The 22,371-nt window shown below is 73.4% G+C and carries 15 protein-coding genes; 5 read left to right on the top strand and 10 right to left on the bottom strand.

Going from position 1 to position 22,371, the window contains the following annotated elements; genetic code table 11:
- The first annotated feature begins 3 nt into the window (after positions 1-3).
- Complete coding sequence (locus tag J3R08_RS20735; protein WP_043329855.1) at positions 4-1,227, top strand: glycosyltransferase; 1,224 nt, start codon at positions 4-6, stop codon at positions 1,225-1,227.
- 250 nt (positions 1,228-1,477) lie between these two features.
- Here the strand turns inward: J3R08_RS20735 and J3R08_RS20730 are convergent, their stop codons facing one another.
- From J3R08_RS20730 to J3R08_RS20705, 6 genes are all read right to left on the bottom strand, one after another.
- On the bottom strand, positions 1,478-3,268 hold the full coding sequence (locus tag J3R08_RS20730) for an extracellular solute-binding protein (RefSeq protein WP_209962539.1): 1,791 nt from the start codon (positions 3,266-3,268) through the stop codon (positions 1,478-1,480).
- An 84-nt stretch (positions 3,269-3,352) separates the two neighbouring features.
- A complete protein-coding gene (locus J3R08_RS20725; RefSeq protein WP_069088800.1) occupies positions 3,353-4,630 on the bottom strand; it encodes a serine/threonine-protein kinase in 1,278 nt (425 codons plus the stop codon).
- 304 nt (positions 4,631-4,934) lie between these two features.
- Complete coding sequence (locus J3R08_RS20720) at positions 4,935-5,495, bottom strand: NADPH-dependent FMN reductase (protein WP_043329859.1); 561 nt, start codon at positions 5,493-5,495, stop codon at positions 4,935-4,937.
- An 11-nt stretch (positions 5,496-5,506) separates the two neighbouring features.
- Positions 5,507-6,445, bottom strand: coding sequence for an ROK family protein (locus J3R08_RS20715; RefSeq protein WP_209962537.1), 939 nt, complete (start codon positions 6,443-6,445; stop codon positions 5,507-5,509).
- 8 nt (positions 6,446-6,453) lie between these two features.
- Positions 6,454-6,807 carry a DoxX family protein gene (locus tag J3R08_RS20710; RefSeq protein ID WP_030500471.1) on the bottom strand — a complete coding sequence of 118 codons (354 nt, stop codon included), beginning with the start codon at positions 6,805-6,807 and terminating at the stop codon, positions 6,454-6,456.
- A 91-nt stretch (positions 6,808-6,898) separates the two neighbouring features.
- On the bottom strand, positions 6,899-7,330 hold the full coding sequence (locus tag J3R08_RS20705) for a type II 3-dehydroquinate dehydratase (protein WP_030500472.1): 432 nt from the start codon (positions 7,328-7,330) through the stop codon (positions 6,899-6,901).
- 332 nt (positions 7,331-7,662) lie between these two features.
- Between J3R08_RS20705 and J3R08_RS20700 the strand changes: the two genes are divergently transcribed.
- Genes J3R08_RS20700 through J3R08_RS20690 form a run of 3 tightly spaced genes read left to right on the top strand, consistent with a single transcriptional unit; the run spans position 7,663 to position 10,686 of the window.
- Positions 7,663-8,826, top strand: a complete 1,164-nt coding sequence (locus tag J3R08_RS20700) for a DegT/DnrJ/EryC1/StrS family aminotransferase (protein WP_069088797.1) — start codon at positions 7,663-7,665, stop codon at positions 8,824-8,826.
- Positions 8,823-9,953 (top strand): Gfo/Idh/MocA family protein, encoded by a 1,131-nt coding sequence (locus J3R08_RS20695; RefSeq protein ID WP_209962536.1) that lies wholly within the window; start codon positions 8,823-8,825, stop codon positions 9,951-9,953. Before J3R08_RS20700 ends, J3R08_RS20695 begins: the two co-directional genes overlap by 4 nt.
- Positions 9,954-9,990: 37 nt before the next feature.
- Positions 9,991-10,686 carry an HAD-IA family hydrolase gene (locus J3R08_RS20690; protein ID WP_064445417.1) on the top strand — a complete coding sequence of 232 codons (696 nt, stop codon included), beginning with the start codon at positions 9,991-9,993 and terminating at the stop codon, positions 10,684-10,686.
- 63 nt (positions 10,687-10,749) lie between these two features.
- On the opposite strand, the gene J3R08_RS20685 is transcribed toward J3R08_RS20690, so the two are convergent.
- Both J3R08_RS20685 and J3R08_RS20680 read right to left on the bottom strand, forming a co-directional pair.
- Positions 10,750-14,451, bottom strand: coding sequence for an amino acid adenylation domain-containing protein (locus tag J3R08_RS20685; RefSeq protein WP_209962535.1), 3,702 nt, complete (start codon positions 14,449-14,451; stop codon positions 10,750-10,752).
- Between the two features lie 127 nt (positions 14,452-14,578).
- Positions 14,579-18,262 carry an amino acid adenylation domain-containing protein gene (locus tag J3R08_RS20680; RefSeq protein WP_209962533.1) on the bottom strand — a complete coding sequence of 1,228 codons (3,684 nt, stop codon included), beginning with the start codon at positions 18,260-18,262 and terminating at the stop codon, positions 14,579-14,581.
- A gap of 816 nt (positions 18,263-19,078) precedes the next feature.
- Between J3R08_RS20680 and J3R08_RS20675 the strand changes: the two genes are divergently transcribed.
- On the top strand, positions 19,079-20,269 hold the full coding sequence (locus J3R08_RS20675) for an ATP-grasp domain-containing protein (protein ID WP_166457297.1): 1,191 nt from the start codon (positions 19,079-19,081) through the stop codon (positions 20,267-20,269).
- 101 nt (positions 20,270-20,370) lie between these two features.
- Here the strand turns inward: J3R08_RS20675 and J3R08_RS20670 are convergent, their stop codons facing one another.
- Positions 20,371-21,408 carry a 3-dehydroquinate synthase gene (locus J3R08_RS20670; protein ID WP_187693314.1) on the bottom strand — a complete coding sequence of 346 codons (1,038 nt, stop codon included), beginning with the start codon at positions 21,406-21,408 and terminating at the stop codon, positions 20,371-20,373.
- On the bottom strand, positions 21,389-22,222 hold the full coding sequence (locus J3R08_RS20665; RefSeq protein WP_223201394.1) for a hypothetical protein: 834 nt from the start codon (positions 22,220-22,222) through the stop codon (positions 21,389-21,391). The genes J3R08_RS20670 and J3R08_RS20665 overlap by 20 nt, the downstream gene beginning before the upstream one ends.
- Positions 22,223-22,371 lie beyond the last annotated feature (149 nt).

Here is a 22,371-nt window from a genome sequence, read left to right as displayed (position 1 = left end):
ATTGTGCGCGTACTGCTGTCGACTCTCGGGTCGCGTGGCGATGTCCAACCACTGGTGGCGCTCGCGTCGCGGTTGACGGCCCTCGGCCATCAGGCCCGCCTCTGCGCCCCGCCCGACTTCGCCCGCTGGGTGGCCAGCTTCAGGATTCCCTTCGTGCCCGTCGGCCCGCCCTGGCGCAGGTCGGCGGCGCCCAGGTCGCGGGCCGCCGTGCCAAAACCCTCGCCCGCGCAGGTACGCAAGTTCGCCGAGTCCTCCATCGGCATCCAGTTCGAGGTGCTGTCGGCCGCAGCCCGGGACTGTGACGTCCTCGTCGCGTCGACGGGCCTCCAGATCGCCGCCCGCACCGTGGCGGAGAAGCGCGGCATCCCGTACGTCTTCGCGGCGCTCTGCCCGGCGGCCCTTCCCTCACCCCACCACCCCCCGCTGCCGCTGCCGGTGCTCGGGGAGGTCCCGGCGCCCGCGTCGGCAGACAACAGCGACCTGTGGGCCGCCAACCTGCGGCACGTCAACGACACCTTCGCCGCGCCCCTCAACGCGCTGCGGTCGGCGGTGGGGTTGGGCACGGTCGACGACGTCAGCGACCACATCCACACCGACCGGCCGTGGCTGGCCGCCGACCCGGCCTTGGCACCCTGGCCGGACGTCGCCGATCCGGCCGTCTACCAACCGGGCGCCTGGCTCCTGCCCGACAAGCGGGCCCTGCCCGCCGAGCTGACGGCCTTCCTGGACGCCGGCGGGCCGTGCGTCTACGTCGGATTCGGCAGCGTCGCCGCACCCCCGGGTCTGCTGGAGACGGCCGTGCGGGCCGTGCGCGCGGTCGGTTGCCGGCTGGTCGCCTCCCGGGGCTGGGCACCGCTCTCGCCGGTCGACCGGTCCCCCGACTGCCTGGTGGTCGGCGAAGTGAACCAGCAGGACCTGTTCCGGGAGGTGGCCGTGGTGGTCCACCATGGCGGCGCGGGCACCACGACCACGGCCGCGCGGGCCGGGACGCCGCAGGTCGTCGTACCGCAGGTGTACGACCAGCACTACTTCGCGCGCCGGGTGCCCGCGCTCGGCATCGGCACCGCACACCCCGGCTCCGTGCCGACCGTCGAGTCACTGACCGAGGCTCTGGGCGCCGCGCTGCGGCCGGAGGTGGCCGCCCGCGCCCGGGAGTTCGCCGGCGTCGTACGCACCGACGCGGCGCAGGTCGCCGCGGAGCGGTTGGTCGTCGCACCGGGAGCCTGACCGGTGAGGCGACGCTCCAGGTACTGCGGGGGCGGGTCCGGCTGGTCGCGCCGGATCAGCCGTGGACCGGTGGGGAGGGCGACCTGCTGGTCATCCCGGAGGCCCGGCACTCGTTGTACGCCGAGGTTAGGGCGTCGGCGGACCGGACCGGTGTCGGGGTGCTCCCTACTCCGGCCGGCGCTGTTCACCGGCGGGGCTGCGGAGACCGTCGGTCGCGCCGCGGGCTCGTGGCGAGCGGGGCGCGTCGGCGTCAGAAGCTGCTGACCAGCTTCACGAACGCTTCGTCGATCTTGGCGGGATCGGTCGCGTCGAAGGCCTTGCCCGATGATGCCTTGGCGATCCGGTCCAGGGTGGCGAAGTCCGACTCCCGGTCGAAGGCGATGCAGAACACCTTCACCGGACGCCGCGGGTCGAGGGCGACCTCGGCGAGCAGGCCGGCCAGGTCGTTGTCCTGCCGGTACTCGTTCTTGCCGTCGGTCAGCACGACGATCGCGTTGATCCGCTGCGGGTCGTACCGGTCGAGCAGCTCTCGGTGTGCGGCCCGGACCGTCGCGTAGAGGGCGGTGCCGCCATCGACGTGCAGGCCGGCGATCTTGCTGTTGATCCGCTTCTGGTCGAACTCGCCGAGAGGGATCTCCTCCCGGTAGGGGCTCTTCGGCCGCTTCCGGGTCTCCGAGGAGAACGACCAGAGACCCACCCGGTCCTCGGTGTTGAGCAGCGCGAGGCCCTTGCCCGCCGCTGCTGAGGCGACCTGGAAGCGGGTGCGGGTGCCGACCATCGCCTGCATGGACCCGGACGTGTCCAGGGCTATCAGGATGTTGGCCTTCTTGCGGAGCGTCCGCCAGCCGTCCAGCATCGCGCCGACCACCTGCGGGTCCGGGGGCTCGAAGTAGCTCAGCCCACCGGTGGGCTCGGCGCCGACGTTGGCGAGCAGCTCCGCCGAGGCTCGGCGCTCGTGGTCCCGGAAGCCGAGGCGGGCGAAGCTCTCCTGCTGGGCGTCCTCGGTCAGGAAGGCCAGGAAGTCGGCCGCCGCCGCCCGCTGCCGCTCGTCGGCGGAGGGCAGCACCACGAACGGGTGGTCCAGGTTGAACGTGCCCTCCTTGGGGTGGACGGCGACCAGCGGGACGTTCGGCCTGCGGCCCCGCTCCTGCCCGTCCTGCCGAGGGCTCAGCGCACCCGTGTTGTAGAGGTCCACGAGTTCCTCCTGGAGGACGATGGCGCTCATGTCGTCCGTACTGCCCGCGCCGCCCGCCAGGTCCGCCTCGGCGAGGCTGCGCAGCAGGTCCACCGAATCGTCGCTGTAGTGCGACACATTGGCCTCGATCCGGCGGACGAACTGGGTGACCGCGGGGTCGGCAAGGTCGGACCGGGTCAGGTCGCTGGACCGTTGCACCGCCGCGTAGTAGGTGGCGATGGTCGCCGCCAGCCCGGAGGTGGACAGGTTGGGGTTGTCCTTGCCGAAGGTGAAGCGGCCCCACTCCGGCTTGCCGAAGCCCGCCCACCCGTCCCGCCCGGACAGGCCCAGGATCTCCCCCCAGCCCAGCGGCCCGCGCCGGCGTATCAGTTCGGCCTTGGGCTGCGGCATCGCGATCACCAGTGGGCTGTTGGCGATCGACGGGTAGCGGTCCGGGGTCTGCGGTGCTCGCCCGGCGGCTTGGTCGAGCAGCCGGAGCTGGCCGGTCCACAGGCTCGACGTCGGCAGCCAGACCTGTGGTCGCGGCAGGCCGGTGTGGGTCCAGCCGGTGGCCAGCGCCTCGGCGGCCTGGCCCGAGTTGAGCGCGCTGACGTGCACCTGGGCGCAGCCACCGCCGTCGATCGACCGGCTGCTGCGGTTGTAGCGCTCGGCCAGGTCGACCAGCAGCGCCGCCTTCTCCGTCGACGAGTTGACCTGGAGGGTGGTGGCGCAGTCGGTGCGGGGCACCTCGCCGCCCGCATCGCGCTGCTGGACGAACACGAACGCCCCGGCGATGACCACCAGCCCGGCGGTGACGGCAGCGGTGTAGGGCAACCACTGCCGCGTGCGGGTAACGGATGGGGTCATCGGGGCGTCCTCCTCGGCGGGCGGCTGGTGGCCGTCAACCTATCGATCCGGCGCCAGCCGGCGACCCGGACCCCTGCCGCGGCGTCACGGGCGGTCGGACCGCCCCCCGACCGCCGTAGCGACCAGCAGCCGGACCAGGTAGACCACGACGAAGGCGACCGCCCCGACTGCGGCGGCCGGGCCGATCGCGCTCGACGCGACGTAGCCGGCGGCGGCGCCGGCCGAGCCGAGGAAGAGCGCTGTCGAGATGCCCCAGGCGTCGAGGGCCTCACGACGCAGTCGCCGCAACGCGCCGCCGGACCCGGCGCCGACGCCGGGCTCCGTCGCCGGCAGGTACGCCGGCTGGGTCGTCATCCGTGGGTGTGCCGGCTGCGTCGGCCGGGCCTGGGTCGGCTGTGGCTGTGGCTGCGTCGGGCGCGGCTGCGGTGCCGTCGGCGTGATCCGGGGAAGGGGATGGTTCGGCGTCGGCGTGCCCGCGGTCTCGTTGCCGACCTCGAGCAGGCTCTCCCGACGTAGCGGCACGGTGGCCGTGGCGTCCTGCCGCAGCAGCCGCACCAGCACCTGCTCGGCACCCGGCCGATCCGCCGGATCCTTCGCCAGGCACTCCCGGATCAGCTCGTCCAGCACCGGAGGCAACGCCGGCAGGTCGGGCGGATCGTGCAGCACCCGGTGCATCACGGCGAAGAGCGAATCATCGCCGAAGGGTGGCCGGCCACCGGCAGCGAACGCGATCGTGGCCGCCCAGGCGAAGACGTCGCAGGGCGGACCGACCGCGTCGTTGCGGAACCGCTCGGGTGCCATGTACGCGGTGGTCCCCATGACCCGGCTGGACGCCGTCTCGGTCACGCCCAGCGCGCGAGCGATGCCGAAGTCGATCACCCTAGGGCCGTCCCTGCCCAGCACCACGTTGTCCGGCTTCAGATCGCAGTGCACCACGCCGGCACTGTGGATCGCGGCGAGCGCGGTGACAGTGCCGACCGCGAGCCGGTGCAGGGCGTTACCGGTCACCGGGCCGCGTTCGCGGACGTGCCGGTGCAGGGTCGGGCCTTCGATGAACTCACTGACCACGTAGGGACGCTCGCCGTCGACCTCGGCGAAGAGCACCTGCGCGGTGCAGAACGGAGCGACCCGGCGCGCGGCGGCGATCTCCTTCACGAACTGCGACCGCGCCCGTGGATCAGTCAGATCGACGTTGACCATCTTGACCGCGACGCGGTCACCAGCGTCGTCCTCACCGAGGTAGACGACCCCCTGCCCACCCGCGCCCAGCCGGCCGAGCAGCCGATACCGGCCGGCGGTGACCGGGTCGTGCGTCCACAGCTTCGCCAATCCTGGCACCGGCGTGCCGGCCAGTTCTGACATCCCGACTCCATCAGTGTCGTGCCCGGCCACCGGCGGCGCAGGGCACGGCCATCGTGTCATGCCGCAGCGACGACAGAGGACAGCCGATCATGGGTGGAGGCCACCGCCGCCGGTGGTCTCGCGGTGGCGGTCGCCGCACTGCGCGGGCCGGCCCGGCCTACGACGGCGGGCGTCCCTCCAGGGTGTCCCTTCGTCCTCCGCCGTGGCCGGCGCGAACTCGTTTCCCGCCGTGCCGTGCCGTGCCGTGCCGGGCGGGTCGATGCCGGTGCCCGACCCCGGTCGCCGACGCGCAGCCGCAGCGGCGTCAGGCCCGGCGCAGCGTCCGCAGTGTGCCGGCCCAGGCGACCACCTCGTCGAGCATGGTGCCGAGGGCCTGCTCGTGGTGCGCGGCCGGCCGGAAGTCGCGGAAGTTGACGAAGTCGGTCGTCAGAGAGAGCGCGACCTGGGAGCGGACGTCGGCGACGCCGAGCTGCCCGAGAACCAGCCGCAGGTGCTCCGCCGCCCGGGTGCCGCCGTGCACGCCGTAGCTGACGAGGCCGGCGGCGGCGTGCTGCCACTCCTGGTAGAGGAAGTCGAGGGAATCCTTCAGCGCGCCCGGGATGGAGTGGTTGTACTCCGGCGTGACGAAGACGAAGCCGTCGAACCCGGCCACGGTCGCCGCCCAGCGGCGTACGGCCGGGCGTCGCGACGGCGCCATCGACGGCGGCAGCACCTCGTCGAAGTGTGGCAGGGCGTAGTCGGCGATGTCGACCAGTTCGACAGTGGCGTCGCCCCGCTTGGCGGCGACGTCGCGCACCCAGCGGGCCACGGCGTCGGCCTTGCGGCCGGGTCGCGTGCTGCCGACGATGACACCGATCCTGACCATGCTGCTCTCCTCTAGGCGATGGGGACGGGGCGCGCGGGAGCCGACGTGCCGGTCAGGTCACGAGCCAGCTCCACCGCGCCGTGCAGGGACGACAGCCCGCCGAGGGCGGCGGGACGCACCGGTGGCGCCGGGCGCCCGGGCCGGCCGGCGCGACGTGCCCGTTGCGCGACGAGCGGCACGAAGCCGGGCAGGCCGGCGGCGAACCCGCCGCCCACGATCGCCAGCGCCGGATCGAGGATCTCGCCGAGGCTCACCACCGCCGCCGCCAGCGCCCGGCAGCTCTCCTCGACCGCAGCCACCGCCCAGGGCTCGCGCCCGTCGAGTCCGGCCCGTAGGTCGTCGAAGCCCACCTCGCCGCCCCGGCGGGCGGCGGCGCGGCGCAGGGTGGCGGGGCCGGACGCGACGGACTGGAGGCAGCCGTGCCGGTCGCAGTCGCAGCGCTCACCGTCGAGGGCGACGACCATGTGGCCGATCTCGGCGGAGGACCGGCCCGGCACCGGCCGGCCGGCCAGCACGACGCCGCCGCCGATCCCGGTGCCGACGCCCAGGTAGACCACGTCGTCCGCGCCGGCGCAGCGCGCCTCGGCCAGGGCGGCGAGATCACCGTCGTCGGCGACGGCGGTCGCCGCGTCGGGAAAGAGGCGGCGCAGCGCGCCGGTGAGGTCGAGGCCCGCCCAGCCGGGGCGCCCAGGCCAGGTGGTGACGATGCCCCCGGTGTCAGTGGTCGCCGGCATGGCCACCCCGACCGCGTCCACCGGCCCCCACCGGTCGAGCAGCCGGTCCACCTCGACGGCCAGCACCGTCAGGTCGTCGGCCGGGTCGGCGGCCCCCCGGGGCCAGCGGAAGGTCCGGTCGTACGCCGGCCGCCCGGGTGCCTCCGCGTGCAACGCGACCTTGGTGCCGCCGACGTCGATGCCGAGGACGCCGCCGTGGCGCTGCGGACCGGACACGGCCGGCCTCAGCCCAGCCGCACGTGCAGGTAGACGAGCGCCAGGGCGGCGACGGCAAAGATCACCGGCGTCAGGATCGTCGCGGCCGGGTCCTTCGCCCGGGCGTGGTAGACGACCGCGCCCGTCATCTGCAGGGCGAGACCGATCGCCGCCGCGATGCCCAGGGGCGGCCAGAGCAGGCCGAGCAGCAGCCCGGCGACCGCGGCGAGTTCCAGCACCCCCAGCACGCGGGTCAGCCCCGGCGAGACGCCGAGGTGGTCCATCCGCTCGCGCATCTGTGCCTGCCCGGTGAGCTTCGGCACGGCGGTGCCCGCGAACACGGCCGCGAGGACGAGGGTCAGGACGAGGACGGGAATCTCCACGTGAGGTCCTTCGGGAAGAGTCGGGACGTGCGGACGACCGTACCGCCGGCACGCCGGCGCCCACGGCACCGGACGGCGGGGTGCCCGGTCGTCATCGGACGGTCGCGGTGAGGGCGCGCGCGGCCAGCCGGTAGCCCAGCGCTCCGAGCCCGACGATCACCCCGCTGGCCAGCGGGGCGATCACCGAGTCGTGCCGGAAGCTCTCCCGCGCCCACACGTTGGACAGATGCACCTCGACGAAGGGCCGGGGGTAGTTGGCCAGCGCGTCGCGCAGGCTCCAGCCCGCGATCATCAGGGCGCCCGGGTTGACGATCGCGCCCACCGTGTCGTAGCTGTTCTGGATCGTACGGATCAGCGCACCCTCGCAGTCGTGCTGCTCGGCGACCACACCCCAGCCCCGGGCGGCGACCTCCTCGCCGACGGCGCGTTCGATGTCGTCCAGGGTGTCGGTGCCGTAGATCTCCGGTTCCCGCCGGCCGAGAATGCCCAGGTTCGGGCCGTTCAGCAGCAGCACGTCCGACACGCTTCACCTCGTGGGGCACGGCCCTGGTCCCGCAGAGCCTGATGACTGGTCACCGCAGTCTTACTACGCCGACGGCTCCCGGCGAACCGGCGGCGCCCGACGCACGGCGGACTAAGGGGTGGCTAGGGGCTGTTAGGGGCGGTGACCGCGTATCCGCGTCGGTTACCGTCCTCCCTGCTGAAGCGACGCCGCCGGCTCCAGACGGAGGCGTCACGTACCGCGCGGCCATCCGGTGCTCCGCTGCGCCCGGCCCGCGCACCGGCGGTCTCGGGTCGTCCCGCCCGATGGTCCGCCCAAGCCCCTGGTCTGCCCGAGTTGGGAAGTGGGAAGTCATGAGTGGTCAGCCCTCGACGGTGTCCGAGTTCCCCGAGTGGCCGCAGTACGGCGACGAGGAGCGAACCGGACTGATCCGCGCCCTCGAACAGGGTCAGTGGTGGCGGATGGGCGGCAGTGAGGTCGACTCCTTCGAGCGGGAGTTCGGTGACTACCACGGCAGCCCCCACGCGCTTGCCGTAACCAACGGCACCCACGCGCTGGAAGTCGCGCTGGAGGTGCTCGGCGTCGGCCCCGGTACGGAGGTGATCGTCCCGGCGTTCACGTTCATCTCGTCCTCGCTTGCCGCGCAGCGTCTCGGCGCGGTCGCCGTGCCGGTCGACGTCGACCTGGACACCTACTGCGTCGACCCCGCCGCCGTCGAGGCCGCGATCACCCCCCGTACCAAGGTGATCATGCCGGTGCACATGGCCGGGCAGTTCGCCGACATGGACGCGCTCGACAAGCTCGCCGCCGACGCCGGGGTGGCTCTGCTGCAGGACGCGGCACACGCCCAGGGCGCGCAGTGGCGCGGCCGGCGGGCCGGCGCGCTCGGCTCGGTGGCCGCCTTCAGCTTCCAGAACGGCAAGCTCATGACCGCCGGCGAGGGCGGAGCGGTCGTCTTCCCCGACGAGGAACTGCGCGAGCGGGCATTCCTCGTGCACAGCTGCGGCCGGCCCCGCACCGACCGCGAATACCTGCACAGCACCACCGGCTCGAACTACCGGATGAGCGAGTTCACCGCCGCTGTGCTACGCGCCCAGCTGACCCGCCTCGACGAGCAGATCGCGCTGCGCGAGCAGCGCTGGCCGCTGCTGTCGAGCCTGCTCGCCGAGATCCCGGGCGTCGTGCCGCAGGCGACCGACCCCCGCACCGACCGCAACCCGCACTACATGGCGATGTTCCGTATCCCCGGGATCGGCATCGAGCGTCGCCGTGCCGTGGTGGACGCGCTCATCGCCCGGGGCGTCCCGGCGTTCGTGGCGTTCCGGGCGATCTACCGGTGCGAGGGCTTCTGGAAGGCCGGCGCGCCCGACGAGTCGGTAGAGGAGATCGCGGCCCGCTGCCCCAACACCGAGCAGATCCACTCCGACTGCCTCTGGCTGCACCACCGCACGCTGCTCGGCACGGAGCAGCAGATGCACGAGATCGCCGCCGTGCTCGCCGACATCCTCGCCGGATGACGGCCCGGCCCCCGGCCGCGGCCGGCCGGCCGGTGCGGGTCGCGGTGGTCGGCCTCGGCTGGGCCGGGCGGGAGATCTGGCTGCCCCGGCTCGCCGCACACCCCGGCTTCGAGGTGGTCGCCGTGGTCGACCCGCAGCCCGTGGTGCGCGATCGGGCCCGCGACACGCACGCCGTCGCGTCCGCGTACGCCGACGTCGAGGACCTGCCCGCCGGAACGGTCGACCTAGCGGTGGTCGCCGTACCGAACCACCTGCACGCGGTCGTCGCCGTCCGGCTGCTGCGCCGGGGCGTACCGGTGTTCCTGGAGAAGCCGGTCTGCCTGACCTCCGCCGAGGCGGGCATCCTGGCCGACGCGGAGCGCGACGGCGGCGCGGTGCTGCTGGCCGGCAGCGCCGCCCGTTACCGGGCCGACGTCCGGGCGCTGGCCGACGTGACCGGTGGGCTGGGCCCGATCCGGCACGTCGATGTGGCCTGGGTTCGCGCCCGAGGGGTGCCCGACGCGGGCGGCTGGTTCACCCGCCGCGACCAGTCCGGCGGGGGCGCGCTGGTGGACCTCGGCTGGCACCTGCTCGACACGGTGCTGCCGCTGCTCGGCCCGGCCCGGGTCACTCACGCGATCGGCAGCGTCTCGGACGACTTCGTCAACGACAGCGCCGCCCACGCCGCCTGGCGCGGCGGGGCCGACACCGCAGGCCATGTTCCCGGCGACGTCGAGGACACCGCCCGGGGGTTCCTGCTCACCGACACCGGCGCCTCCGTCGCCCTGCACGCCTGCTGGGCCTCGCACGAGTCGCTGGACCGCACCACCGTCACCGTGCACGGCGCCGCGGGGTCGGCGACGCTGCGCTGCACGTTCGGCTTCAGTCCCAACCGGGAGCCCACGCCGGTGCTGACGCGTACCCGCGACGGCCGGACCGCGCAGCTGCCGCTGCCCGGGGAGCCGATCGGCGCGGAGTACGACCACCAGCTCGACGCCCTGCCCGGGCTGCTCGCCGACCCGGCCGCCCGGGGCGCGGCCGTCGCCGAGGCCCGCCGGACCATCGACATCATCGAACGGATCTACCAGTGCGCCCGGCCCACCCGGCCGGAGCGCCAGCACGCACTGGTGGGCCATCGCGCCGGGTGAGAACCACCGTCGGCCCCAACCCCTTCCGGGAGCAGCCATGAGCCGTCCATCGTCCACAGTCGAGGTGACCCCGCCGTCGCCGGCGCGCGGCCCGATCCGCGCGGTCGTGTTCGACCTCGACGGCGTCATCGTCGACAGTTCGGCCGTCATGCGTGAGGCGTTCAGCATCGCGTACGCCGAGGTGGTGGGCGACGGGCCGGCACCGTTCGAGGAGTACAACCGGCACATGGGCCGGTACTTCCCGGACATCATGCGCCTGATGGGGCTGCCCCTGGAGATGGAGGGGCCGTTCGTCCGCGAGAGCTACCGGATGGCCCACCTCGTGCCGCTCTTCCCCGGCGTCCGGGAGACCCTGGAGACCCTGCACTCGCGTGGCATCCGGATGGGGATCGCCACCGGCAAGGCCGGCCCGAGGGCCCGCTCCCTGCTCGACCAACTCGGCGTGCTGGGCCTCTTCGGCCAGGTGATCGGTTCCGACGAGGTGGCCCGTCCCAAGCCTGCCCCGGACATCGTGCTCCAGGCACTGGGCAACCTCGACGTGCCGCCGCACGAGGCCATGATGGTGGGCGACGCGGTGATCGACCTGCTCAGCGGCCGGGACGCCGGGGCGACGGCCGTCGCCACGACGTGGCACGGCGGGGACATCGCGGCGCTGCTCGCGGCCGGCCCCGACCTGGTCGTGCACGCCCCGGCGGAGTTGCTGGCGCACTGCCCGGCGGCCCTCGTCCACTGACCCGGACCGGAGCGCGCCGGGCTGCTCACGTGAGCAGCCCGGCGCGCTGCCGCCAGGCTGTGGTCAGCGTGTGTCGCTGACCGCCTCGGGGCCGGCTTCCAGGAAGCGCAGCATGCCGGTGGCCAGGATCTCGGCGGCGGGGGCCGGGACCAGGTCGGTACGGATGGTGACCCGCAGGAGGACACTCTCGTCGCCGGGCAGCACCTCGGCGACGCAGGCACCGGACCACTCCCGGGCGTACGGTTCGACGACCTCCTCGGTCCGGCAGCCGGGCAGGTCCAGCGGGAGGACGAGGTTGTCCTGGTAGGCGAACGAGGGCAGGCTGTTGATCACCTCGCGGGGCAGGTCGAGGACCGGGTCGTCGGTGACCATCTCCAGGAAGGAGACGTCCTGCGCGGCCATCAGCTCGTCCGCGGTCTGCTGGAGGGCGCGCATCAGGTCCTTCTCCGGGCCGCCGAACCGGACCCGGAGACAGTTGCTGCTGATCCTGCTCGTGAACGCGGAGTCGAGGACGCGGCTGCCGCGCTGGGCGACGATCATCAGCAGGGCGATGTCGTCCTGCTGATGGATGGCGCGCAGCGCCGAGGCGTAGGCGGCGGCGAAGTAGGTGGAACGGCTGAAGCGGTGTTCGGCGGCGGCCCGGTCCCAGCGCCGTACCAGCTCGGGCGGGACGGCGACGATGTGCCCGGTCTTGGGGCCCCAGGTCGGGGTCTGTTCCAGGATCTCCTGCGGCCGGCCTTCGCCTTGGCGGGGTAGGTCGCGTAGTTGTTCGCGCCAGTAGGTTCGTTGGGTTTGCAGGTCGGCGGCGTTGCGGAGGCGGGTGTATTCGTCGTGGGACTGGTGCAGTGTGGGTGCGGGGTGTGTCCAGGTGGGGGTGTGGCCGGTGTGTCGTGCGGTGTAGGCGTGGGTGAGGTCTCGGACGAGTAGTCCGTATGACCAGCCGTCGAAGGCGATGTGGTGGATGCCGATGCCGAAGAGGATTCGGTTGGTGGTTTTGTTTCGGATCAGGGCGGCGCGCCAGTTGCGGCCTTGGGTGTAGTCGAGGGGTTGTTGTACTGCTTCGGCGAGTTGGTCGAGGGCGTCGTGTTCGGTGGCGGCGTCGGCGAGGAGTCGTAGCTGGGGCATGCCGGGGTTGGGTGGGATGATTGCGGTTGGTGGGTCGGTGCGCCGGTAGCGGGCGTGTAGGGCCTGGTGGCGGTGGTGGAGGTCGCCGAGGGCGGCCATGAGGGCTCGTAGGTCCAGTTCACCCTCGATCCACCAGGTGGTCGGGCAGACCAGTTCGAAGGGGAGCACGACGCACTTCGCGACGGACGGGGTCAGCGGGACGGGCTTCGACGGGCCGGGACGGCCGGTGACGGACGGCGCCGGCTCGGCCCCGGGGCGGCGGGGGGCGGTGGCGAGCCAGCGGGCCAGCCCTTGCGGGGTGGGGGTGCGGTGGATCTGCGAGACGGGCACGGCGACGTCGGCGGCCTCGTCGAGGGCGACAGCGACGGCGGCGGACTGCAGGGAGGTCCCGCCGAGGTGGAAGAACCCGTCGAGTGTCCCGACCCGGTCCAGCCCGAGCACCGTCGCGAAGATCCCCGCGACGAGGCGTTCGGAGTCGGTGGCCGGTTCGGTGTACGGCACGTCGAGGTCGGGACGGCGCGAGCCCGGCTCTGGTAGCGCCCGCCGGTCGATCTTGCCGGTGCCGCCGGTGGGGAACCGGTCCAGGACCATGATCACGGCGGGGACCATGTAGGGCGGGAGCACCGCGGCGGCGTGTGCCCGCAGGTCGGCGGTAACGGGGACGCGGCCGTCGCGTCCGGTGACGTAGCCGACGAGCCGGGCGGTGCCCTGGTCCTCGCGACGGGTGACGACGGCGGTGCCGACGTCCGGGTGTTGTTCGAGAGTCGCCTCGATCTCACCGAGTTCGATCCGGATGCCGTTGACCTTGACCTGGTGGTCCATCCGGCCGAGGATTTCCAGCGCTCCGGCGGCGTTCCACCGGCCGAGGTCGCCGGTGCGGTAGGCGGTCCCGCCGCCGTACGGGTCGGTGACGAACCGCTGGGCGGTCAGTTCGGGGCGGTTGAGGTAACCGTCGGCGACGCCGGCGCCGGCGATGAGGATCTCGCCGGGGACGCCCATGGGGACGAGGTCGAGATTGGCGTCGACGACGCGGATCTGCCGGTTGGGCATGGGTCGGCCGATGGGCACGTACGCGCCGGGCCAGCCCTTCGACGCGTCGTACCAGGTACAGGCGACGGATGCCTCCGCGGGCCCGTACGCGTTGATCAGGCGGGCACCGGCGGCCGTCCAGCGGTGCGCCATGCGGGGCGGAATGGGTTCCCCGGCGAGGGTCACGCACGTCAGGCTGGGGCAGTCGGCGGGATCGACGGCGGCGAGGTTCGTGGGTGGGCAGAACGCGTGGGTGGCCTGCTCCTTGGCGATCAGCTCCGTCAACCGGCGGGCGTCGAGCAGATCGTCGCGGGAGCTGACGACGACGCGGGCACCGGAGGTCAGCGCGGTGTAGATCTCGCCGAGGGCCACGTCGAAGACCGGGGAACAGGAATGGAGCATCCGGCTGTCCGGCCCGACCGCGCACTCCTCCCGCATCCAGGTGACGAAGTTCGTCAGGTGCTCGTGGGTCAGCACGACGCCCTTCGGTGTCCCGGTCGAGCCGGACGTGTAGATCACGAACGCCGGCCGGGAGGGTGCCACCACCGGCAGGTCGGCCGCCTCGGCCGCCGTCACGGTGGGCCAGTCGGCATCGAGGGCGACGACCCGTACACCGTCAGGTCTGGGGACACGCGGGGCGACCTCGCCGACGGTGAGGACGACCCGGGCGCCGTGGTCGGCCAGCAGCATCCGCATCCGCTCCGCCGGCCAGGACACGTCCATCGGCGTGTACGCCGCCCCCGCCCGCAGCACCGCCAGGGTGGCGACGAGCGTCCACATGCTGCGGTCCAGCGCCAGCGACACCACGTCCCCGGGCCGTACGCCCATCGACCGTAGCCGCGCGGCCAACTCCCCCGAGCGGCGGGCCAGCTCCGCGTACGTCAGCACCTCCCCGGCGGCGACGCCGGCCACCGCGTCCGGCGTGCGTCGCGCCCATTCGAGCACCAGCTCGTGCAGCGGCGCACCCGGCACCGGGCGGGCCGGGCCCCGGCCCCACGCGAGCAGCCGCTCGCGCTCGGTCGCGCCCAGCAGCGGCAGCGCGCCCAGCGGCACCCCGGGTTCCCGGACGCCGGCCGACAGCAACGACACGGTCTGGTCCACCAGGCCCCGCACCCAGTCCGCCGAGAAGCCGTCGGCGGCGTAGTCCACCCGGAGCGCCGACCCGTCCTCCGCGACGGTCACCACGATGTCCACGTCCACCACGTCCGGCCCCACCTCGGCCACCGGGGCGTCCACCAGCCCGACCACCACCGGCCCCGCCGCGCCCGCGCTGTGCGCGACCGGTCCGGCCAGCGCCGTGGCCACCCGCGACGTCAGCTCGCCGAAGCCCGGTTCGTCCGCGACGTCGACCCGCAGCACGCCGCCCGACGACAGGCCGACCGCCACCTCGGCCTGGCCGGTGTACCGGGCCAGCACCCCCAGCAGACCGGCCAGCAGCACCGCGCCGGGGGAGGGCGCCCCCGCCGGGACGGGCAGGTCGACCCGCCGGTACGCGGAGGCCGCCCGGGCCGGCCACGCGGCCGGCCGGCGCAGGTCCCCCATCAGGTCGAGGATCTCGAAGCCGGGCCCAGCGACATCCGTGGTCTGCGCACCGACGATTCCGACAGACATTGAGCCAGCCTCCGATCAGGGCCGGCGCCACCCAGAGGGGTGCGCCGGAAGGGACAACCACGAACTCTCGGGACAACGGGCCGCGTGCCACGCGGCGACGAGCGGTCCGGTACGCAGGGGCGGACGGTCAGCCGGCGGTGGGCGTACCCGCCGGCCCGTCTTCGAGGAAGCGCAGCATGTGGTGGTTCAGCTCCTCGGCGAAGCTGTACGGCAGGTAGTCGGTGCGGATGGTGACGCGCAGGAGAGCATGGTCGACGCGGGGCAGCACCTCGACCGTGAGCCCGTTGGGCACCTCCCGGGCGTACGGGTCGACGACCTCCTCGGCCCGGCAGCCGGGCAGCTCCAGCGGCACCACCACGTTGTCCTGGAACACGAACGTCGGCAGGCTCGCGACCACCTCGCCGGAGAGCCCGGCGGCGGGATCGTCGGCGGTCTCCGCGAAGGGAACGTCCTGGGCCCGCATGAGATCGCGGATCGTCTCGTCGACCCGCAGGACCAGCTTGTCGTCGTGCGGCCCGTCGAAGCGCACCCGCACGCAGTTGAGGTTGAGCCGGGTGGTGAACGCGGAGTCGAGGACGCGGCTGCCGCGTTTGGCGACCACCATCAGCAGGGCGATGTCGTCCTGCTGATGGATGGCGCGCAGCGCCGAGGCGAAGGCCGCCACGAAGTAGCTGGAGCGGCTGAAGCGCTGGTCGCGGGCGGCCCGGTCCCAGCGGTCGAGCACCTCGGGGGTGACGGTGACGGTGTGGCCCGCCTTCGGTCCCCAGGCGAGGGCCTGCTCCAGGGGCGCGGTGGCCGGGCCTTCGCCTTGGCGGGGTAGGTCGCGTAGTTGTTCGCGCCAGTAGGTTCGTTGGGTTTGCAGGTCGGCGGCGTTGCGGAGGCGGGTGTATTCGTCGTGGGACTGGTGCAGTGTGGGTGCGGGGTGTGTCCAGGTGGGGGTGTGGCCGGTGTGTCGTGCGGTGTAGGCGTGGGTGAGGTCTCGGACGAGTAGTCCGTATGACCAGCCGTCGAAGGCGATGTGGTGGATGCCGATGCCGAAGAGGATTCGGTTGGTGGTTTTGTTTCGGATCAGGGCGGCGCGCCAGTTGCGGCCTTGGGTGTAGTCGAGGGGTTGTTGTACTGCTTCGGCGAGTTGGTCGAGGGCGTCGTGTTCGGTGGCGGCGTCGGCGAGGAGTCGTAGCTGGGGCATGCCGGGGTTGGGTGGGATGATTGCGGTTGGTGGGTCGGTGCGCCGGTAGCGGGCGTGTAGGGCCTGGTGGCGGTGGTGGAGGTCGCCGAGGGCGGCCATGAGGGCTCGTAGGTCCAGTTCACCCTCGATCCACCAGGTGACCGGGACGACGACCTCCAGCGGCGACATCAGGCACTTCGCCACCTGCTGCGCGAGCGGGACCGGTCCCGGGCGCTGCCGGGCCTGTCCCGCGGTCGAGCCGGTGTCCGTACGGCGGGGGGCGGTGGCGAGCCACCGGGCCAGCTCGTGCGGGGTGGGGGTGCGGTGGATCTGCGAGACGGGCACCACCACGTCGGTGGCCTCGTCGATGCCTGCGGCGACGGCGGCGGACTGCAACGACGTGCCGCCGAGGTGGAAGAAGCTGTCGCGGGCGCCGACCCGCTCGATGCCGAGCACGCTCGCGAACACCTCCGCGACGAGGCGCTCGCCCTCGGTGGCCGGCTCGACGTACGGCACGCCGAGGTCGGGGCGCTGGGCGCCGGGTGCGGGAAGGGCACTCCGGTCGATCTTGCCGGTGCCGCCGAGGGGGAAGCGGTCGAGGACGACGAAGGCGGCGGGGACCATGTAGCTCGGCAGGTGGGCCGCGGCGTGGTCGCGCAGATCGCCGGTGGCCGGGGTGCGGCCGTCGCGCCCGGTGACGTACGCGACGAGCCGGGCCACGCCCCGGTCCTCGCGGCGGACGACGACTGCGGTCTCCACCTCCGGGTGCTGGGCGAGGATGCTCTCGATCTCGCCCAGCTCGATGCGGATGCCGTTGACCTTCACCTGGTGGTCCATCCGGCCGAGGATCTCCAGCGCGCCGGCGCTGTTCCACCTCCCCAGGTCGCCGCTGCGGTAGGCGAGCCCGCCGCCGTACGGGTCGGTGACGAACCGCTGGGCGGTCAGTTCGGGGCGGTTGAGGTAACCGTCGGCGACGCCGAAGCCGGCGATCAGGATCTCCCCGGGAACCCCGGCCGGCAAGAGGTCGAGGTTCGCGTCGACGACGCGGACCTGCCGGTTCGGCATCGGCCAGCCGATCGGCACGTACGCGCCACCCCACCCGGCCGACGCGTCGAACCAGGTGCACGCCACGGCGATCTCGGCCGGCCCGTACGCGTTGACCACCCGCGTGCCCGCCGTCAGCCACCGCTGGGCCAGCCGCGGCGGGACGGCCTCGCCGCCGAAGATGACGCAGCGGAGGCCGGGACAGGCGGCCGGGTCGAGCGGGGCGATGTTGGTGGCCGGTCCGAACGTGTGCGTGACGCCCTGGGTGTTGACGAGGTCGGTGAGCCGGCGCGCGTCGAGCAGATCGTCGCGCGGGCACACGACGACGCGGCCCCCGCCGGTGAGCGCGGCGAAGATCTCCCCGAACGCGGCGTCGAAGACCGGTGCCGCCGAGTGCAGCATCCGGCTGCCGGGGCCGATGGCGCACTCGCCGGTCATCCACGCCAGGAAGTTCGCCAGCCTCTCGTGTGACAGCACCACGCCCTTCGGCGTGCCTGTCGAACCCGACGTGTAGATGACGAACGCCGGCGCGTCCACCGGCACCGCAGGCAGATCCGCCACCGCACCGGCCGGTACCGCGGGCCAGCCGTCGTCCAGCGCCACCACCGTGACCCCGTCCCCGGCGGGAATCCGGGCCGCTACCGCACCGACCGTCAACACCACCCGCGCGCCGTGGTCGGCCAGCAGCACCCGCATCCGCTCCGCGGGCCACGACACGTCCATCGGCGTGTACGCGGCACCCGCCCGCAGCACGCCCATCGTCGCCACCAGCGACCACAACCCGCGCTCCAACGCCACGGACACCACGTCACCGGCACGGACACCCACCGACCGCAGGTACGCCGCCAGCAGCCCGGACCGGCGATCCAGCTCCCCGTACGTCAGCACCTCGTCGCCCGCGACACCCGCCACCGCCTCCGGCGACCGCCGCGCCCAGCTCAGCACGAGCTCGTGGATCGGCTCACCCGGGATCTCCCGCACCGGGCCGCGCCCCCACGTCAGCAACCGCTCCCGTTCCGCGGCGTCCAGCAACGGCAGTCGCGACAGGGCGACCTGCGGCGCCGCCGTCCCGGCGGAGACGAGCACCACTACCTGATCCACGAGTCCCCGCACGAACTGCGCGGAGAATCCCTCCACCGCGTAGTCCACCCGCAGCACGGACCCGTCCGCCGCCACGCGCACCACCATGTCGACGTCCACCACGGCCGGTCCCGTCTCCGCCACCGGACCGTCGGTGAACTCCACCGCCACCGGGTCCGGCCGGTCCGGGCCCGCCACCGGCGCCGTCCACGCCAGTCCCACCCGCGCCGCCAACTCCCCGAATCCCGGGTCGCCCGAGACGTCCACCCGCGCCACCGACCCGCCGGCCGGGGCAAGCCCGAGCACCACCTCGTCCTGGCCGGTCCAGCGGGCCAGGACCGCCACGAGCCCCGCCACCACGACGTGCCCGGCCGGTGTCACGCGCGACGGCCAGGCGGGAAGCACCCGGTGCACCGAGGCCGCCCGCGCGGGCCACACCGCCGGCCTCCGCAGGTCCCCCACGAGTTCCAGAGCAACCGCGCCGTCCGCGGCCTGGGCGCCATCGAACCCGACAGACAACAGCTCGACCTCCGATCGAAAGGGGACGACCGAAAGGCTCAGGGCCGCGACGATCGGTCAGCCGGGATGCCGTACGCCGGACGGCGGGGGTTGGCGCGAGGCGCGTCGACGGGCGGCACCGCTCGCGGGCCACCCGATCCGGTGCGCTGAGAGTGGCAACGACGAGCCGACGGGGCCCGACCATACGAAGCGCTGTGCAGTGACGTACACCCCTAGAGATCGGCACGTCGACCCCTAGCGCATCAGCCGGAGATCTCCTCCCCGGGCAGGCCCGGGACGTTTCGGCGGTGCCCGCCGGCCGCGTCGAGGCCGGGCCGGCGATGTGAGCTGGCAGGGGGCGTGGCCGTCGGAATCCGGGCACTCGACAGCGCGGGCTGCGACAGCGCCGTCCGGCGACTCCAGCCCTTCTGAAGAACAGCTTTTCGGTCAGCCCGAGTCGATGGTCCCGCTAGGAGTATCGGCGGCCTCGGCGGCGAAAGAGCCGTCCGCGTTCGCCTGTCTGGCCCATCCCGGGGCAGTGCATAGTGACTATGATCTTTCGATCATGACGCCGGTCGGTGGCTGGAAACTCGACCGCTGACCGGCGGTGTGCACCTCGCCGCCGCAACGCTGGCCATGAGCCAGCCGGCTTCCCGGCCGGTCCAGCTCACGACCGTCCGGTCGGTGCACGCGGCACGCCCGGCTCTCGCGGCCGAGCGGCCGCATCAGGACCGGGAGCCCACCCCTTCGGCCACGTTCTCCGCTGTTCGTGGCTGTGGCGCACCGGTTTCACCGCCACCCCGAGGCCCGCACCGGGCCGGCATGTCAGGAGACTAGATGCAGGCGCCCATCCAGGTACAGGTGTTCGCACACGACGGGGTGGTCCTGGCCCGACCGCCCGACCCGTCGGCCACCGCCGACAGCCCCTATCTCGCCGGCGCGGGCGCCGCTCTCCACAACGGCCTGGACATGATCACGGGTCTGCACCTGACCCTTCCGCACCAGTCGGCGGCGATCTGCAGCACCGGCTCCAGCGCGGACAAGTCGCTGCGTCTGCTCAGCCGGAGTGGTCTGAAGACGCCCAGCGACCTGCGGAAGTTCCGTTCCGGCGCGCAGGCGGTGCGGTACGCGCGGGAAGCCGTCGAGCGGGGCGAGACGCTGGAGTTCCAGTTTCCTCCGCATGACCCGCTGCTGCGGGCCGCTCGCGCCCGGGTGCCCGCGGATCTGGTCGCCCGCCTCAACAACAAGACCGTGCTGGAGACTCTGGTCGCGCCGGAGTACCTGCCCCGCCGGCAGGTCGCCACCCCCGCCGAGGTGCGCCGGATCGTGGCGCGGGACCGCCGGCCGGCGGTCATCAAACCGGCCGGGGTCGAGGTGTCCAGCGGAATTGCGATCTTCACCCGTCGGTTGGCGGACCGGCGGAACCGTTCCCTGTTCAACCAGTTGGAACAGGTGAGCGAGCAGTGGATCGTCGAGGAGGAGGTGCCCTTCCAGACGATCTGGGGTATCCAGTTCGGCGTGACCGAGAGCGGATCGGTGCACTACTTCGGATCGTCGGTACACCTGCCGCAGCCCACCTCGACGTGGGTCGGTTGTGTGATGGACGACGACCAGCCCCCGGAGGAGCTGGTCGAAGCGCTGACCGTAGGGGTCCGAAAGGCCAGCGCGCTCGGGTACCGGGGCTACTGCTCCTTCGACGCCGGGATCGGCCGCGACGGCGCCCTGCGGGTCATCGACCCGAACTTCCGGGTCAGCGGGGCCACCACCTCGCTGCTGCACCGCAGCTCGCTGCTGGGCCGGCATCCGTGCGCCATGACCACGTTCTTCTCACTGGCCCCCGGCGTCGACGCCGAACCGATCCTCGCGCCGTTCATCGACCGGGGGCAGTTCGTCGTGTTCATGCATCACGACCCGGCGGAGACGGACAACGGCCCGCTGCCGGCGACCATCGTCGGCATGGTCGGGGCCGCGGACCGGTACGCCTGCGGCGTGCTGGTGGCGCAGATCCAGCGGGCCCTGGGCACCTGACGCGCCGGTCCGGGGCTCGGCTCCGGCGGCTCGTCATCCGTTCGCCGGCCCGGCCGCCCCCGCGGCGCCGGCCGGCGAACGGGCACCCGGCGGTGTCGGCCTCACATGCCGGAAAGCGCGGTACGCACAGCGTCCTCGGGGACGCGGGCGACCAGTTCGACTCCGCCCGGTCCGTCCAGGACGAAGGACAGGCCCGAGGTGGCCTTCTTGTCCCGGCGCATCAGCGTGATCAGCTCGTCGTGGTCGACGCCGCCGGGCAGCGTGGTGTCGAGCCCGTAGCCCGCCACCACGTCGTGGTGCTCGGCCACCCGGTCGGCCGGTATCCGGCCGAGGACGCCGGCCAACCGGCCCGCGAAGACCGTGCCGACGCCGACCGCCTCACCGTGGCGCAGGCCGAAGTCGGTGGCCCGCTCCAACGCGTGCCCGAGCGTGTGGCCGTAGTTGAGGATGTGCCGCAGGCCGGAGTCCCGCTCGTCCGCGGCCACCACCCGGGCCTTCAACGCCACCGACGCGGCGATCTGCTCCGCCACCGGCCGGTCACGCAGATCACCGGCGCCGATGAAGTGCGCCCGGGCGATCTCCCCGTACCCGTTGCGCCACTCCCGCTGCGGCAGCGTCCCCAGGTGCTCGGTGTCGCAGAGCACCGCCCGGGGCTGCCAGTACACGCCCACGAGGTTCTTGCCCTCCGGCAGGTTGACGGCGGTCTTCCCACCGACGCTGGCGTCCACCTGGGCCAGCAGCGAGGTCGGCAGGTGGATCACCGGTACGCCCCGGTGGTAGAGGCCGGCGGCCAGCCCGACCACGTCCGTGGTGGTGCCGCCGCCGCACGAGACCACCGCGTCCGTCCGGCTCAGCCCGAACTCGGCGAACGCCCGGCAGAGCTGTTCCACAGTGGTCAGGTTCTTGTCGTGCTCGCCGTCGCGGGCCGGCACCACCCGGTGCGGCACGCCCGGGTCGGGCGTCCACTCCGGTGGCCGGGCCGAGACCACCACGACCCGCTGGGCGCCGATCCGCGCCACCTCCGCCGGGAGCCGGTGGCGCACGCCGGGACCGATCAGCACCGGGTACGACCGTTCCCCGAGTGCCACCTCGACGCGGGCCGGCTCGCTGGCGGGACGGTCAGGTACCGGCGTGTGCATGTGGTTGCTGCCTCCTCTGCGGAACGCGGGCCGGCGCGGTCGCGGCCGGGCTGCCCCGCACCATCGACAGGCGCAGCGCCAGCGCGGCCAGCGAGTCGACCTCCGGCCGGATGCCCCACCGATCGTGGGTGAGCTGCGCGTGGTGCGCCAGCAGGAACCCGGGAGGCGCCGTCGGGTGGCCGTGGCCCACCACGTCGGTCACCCGGTCCAGGTAGCGCTGCCACGCCACTGCCACGTCCCCGCCCAGCGGTAGGTCACCGGCCGACAGGACGATCTTCTCCGCCCCGGCGTCGGCCTGCGCGGCCAGGTCCCGCCGCTGCGCGCCGGTGAGCCGCTGGCTGCGTTCCTGCCAGTGCAGGAACAGGAACGCCAGGCGGTCGGCCGCCGGCATCAGCCCGGTCAGGTGCCGCAGGTGCGCCACGGCCAGCGGCAACTCGCCGCCGGCCAGCCAGGGCACGTCGCCGCCGAGCAGGGTGAGGGCCAGTTCGCTGCCCGCGAACGCGAGCGGGCCGCCCCGCGCGGGGTCGCGCACGACGTACCGGTCCTCGGCGAGGGACGCTCCCGGGTCGTACGCGAGCAGTCCCGCCCGTACCGCGTCGAGCGCGGCGGGGGCGGCATGGAAGCCGAGGCTCAGCCGCCCGGCGGGGGAGTCCTCCGGGTCGAAGAACCAGTCCATGCCGGGATCGGCCCGGCGGGCGGCGGCGACCAGCCCGGTCAGGACGGTGCCGACCAGCTCGGTCAGCCGCGTGCCCGGGCAGCCGCCGGCCGGTACGGCCGAACGGGCGAACAACCAGCAGCGTTCCAACGACGGCACCTCGGCTGACGGGCGGGTGGAGCACGGGATTCGACGGTCCGCGGGGGTCGCCCCATCATCGGCCCGCGGGCCCGTTCCACCACCCGATCGGCGCTCCGAACTGGGGACGACTTAGGGGGTGACAGGGGTAGGACACCGGCAGGGTGCTC

The sequence above is a fragment of the Micromonospora sp. HB375 genome (assembly GCF_017872985.1).
GTDB classification, from domain to species: Bacteria; Actinomycetota; Actinomycetes; order Mycobacteriales; family Micromonosporaceae; genus Micromonospora; species Micromonospora chalcea.
The sequence above is the reverse complement of the archived record's forward strand: the minus strand, read 5'-3'. Positions and strand labels throughout refer to the sequence as shown.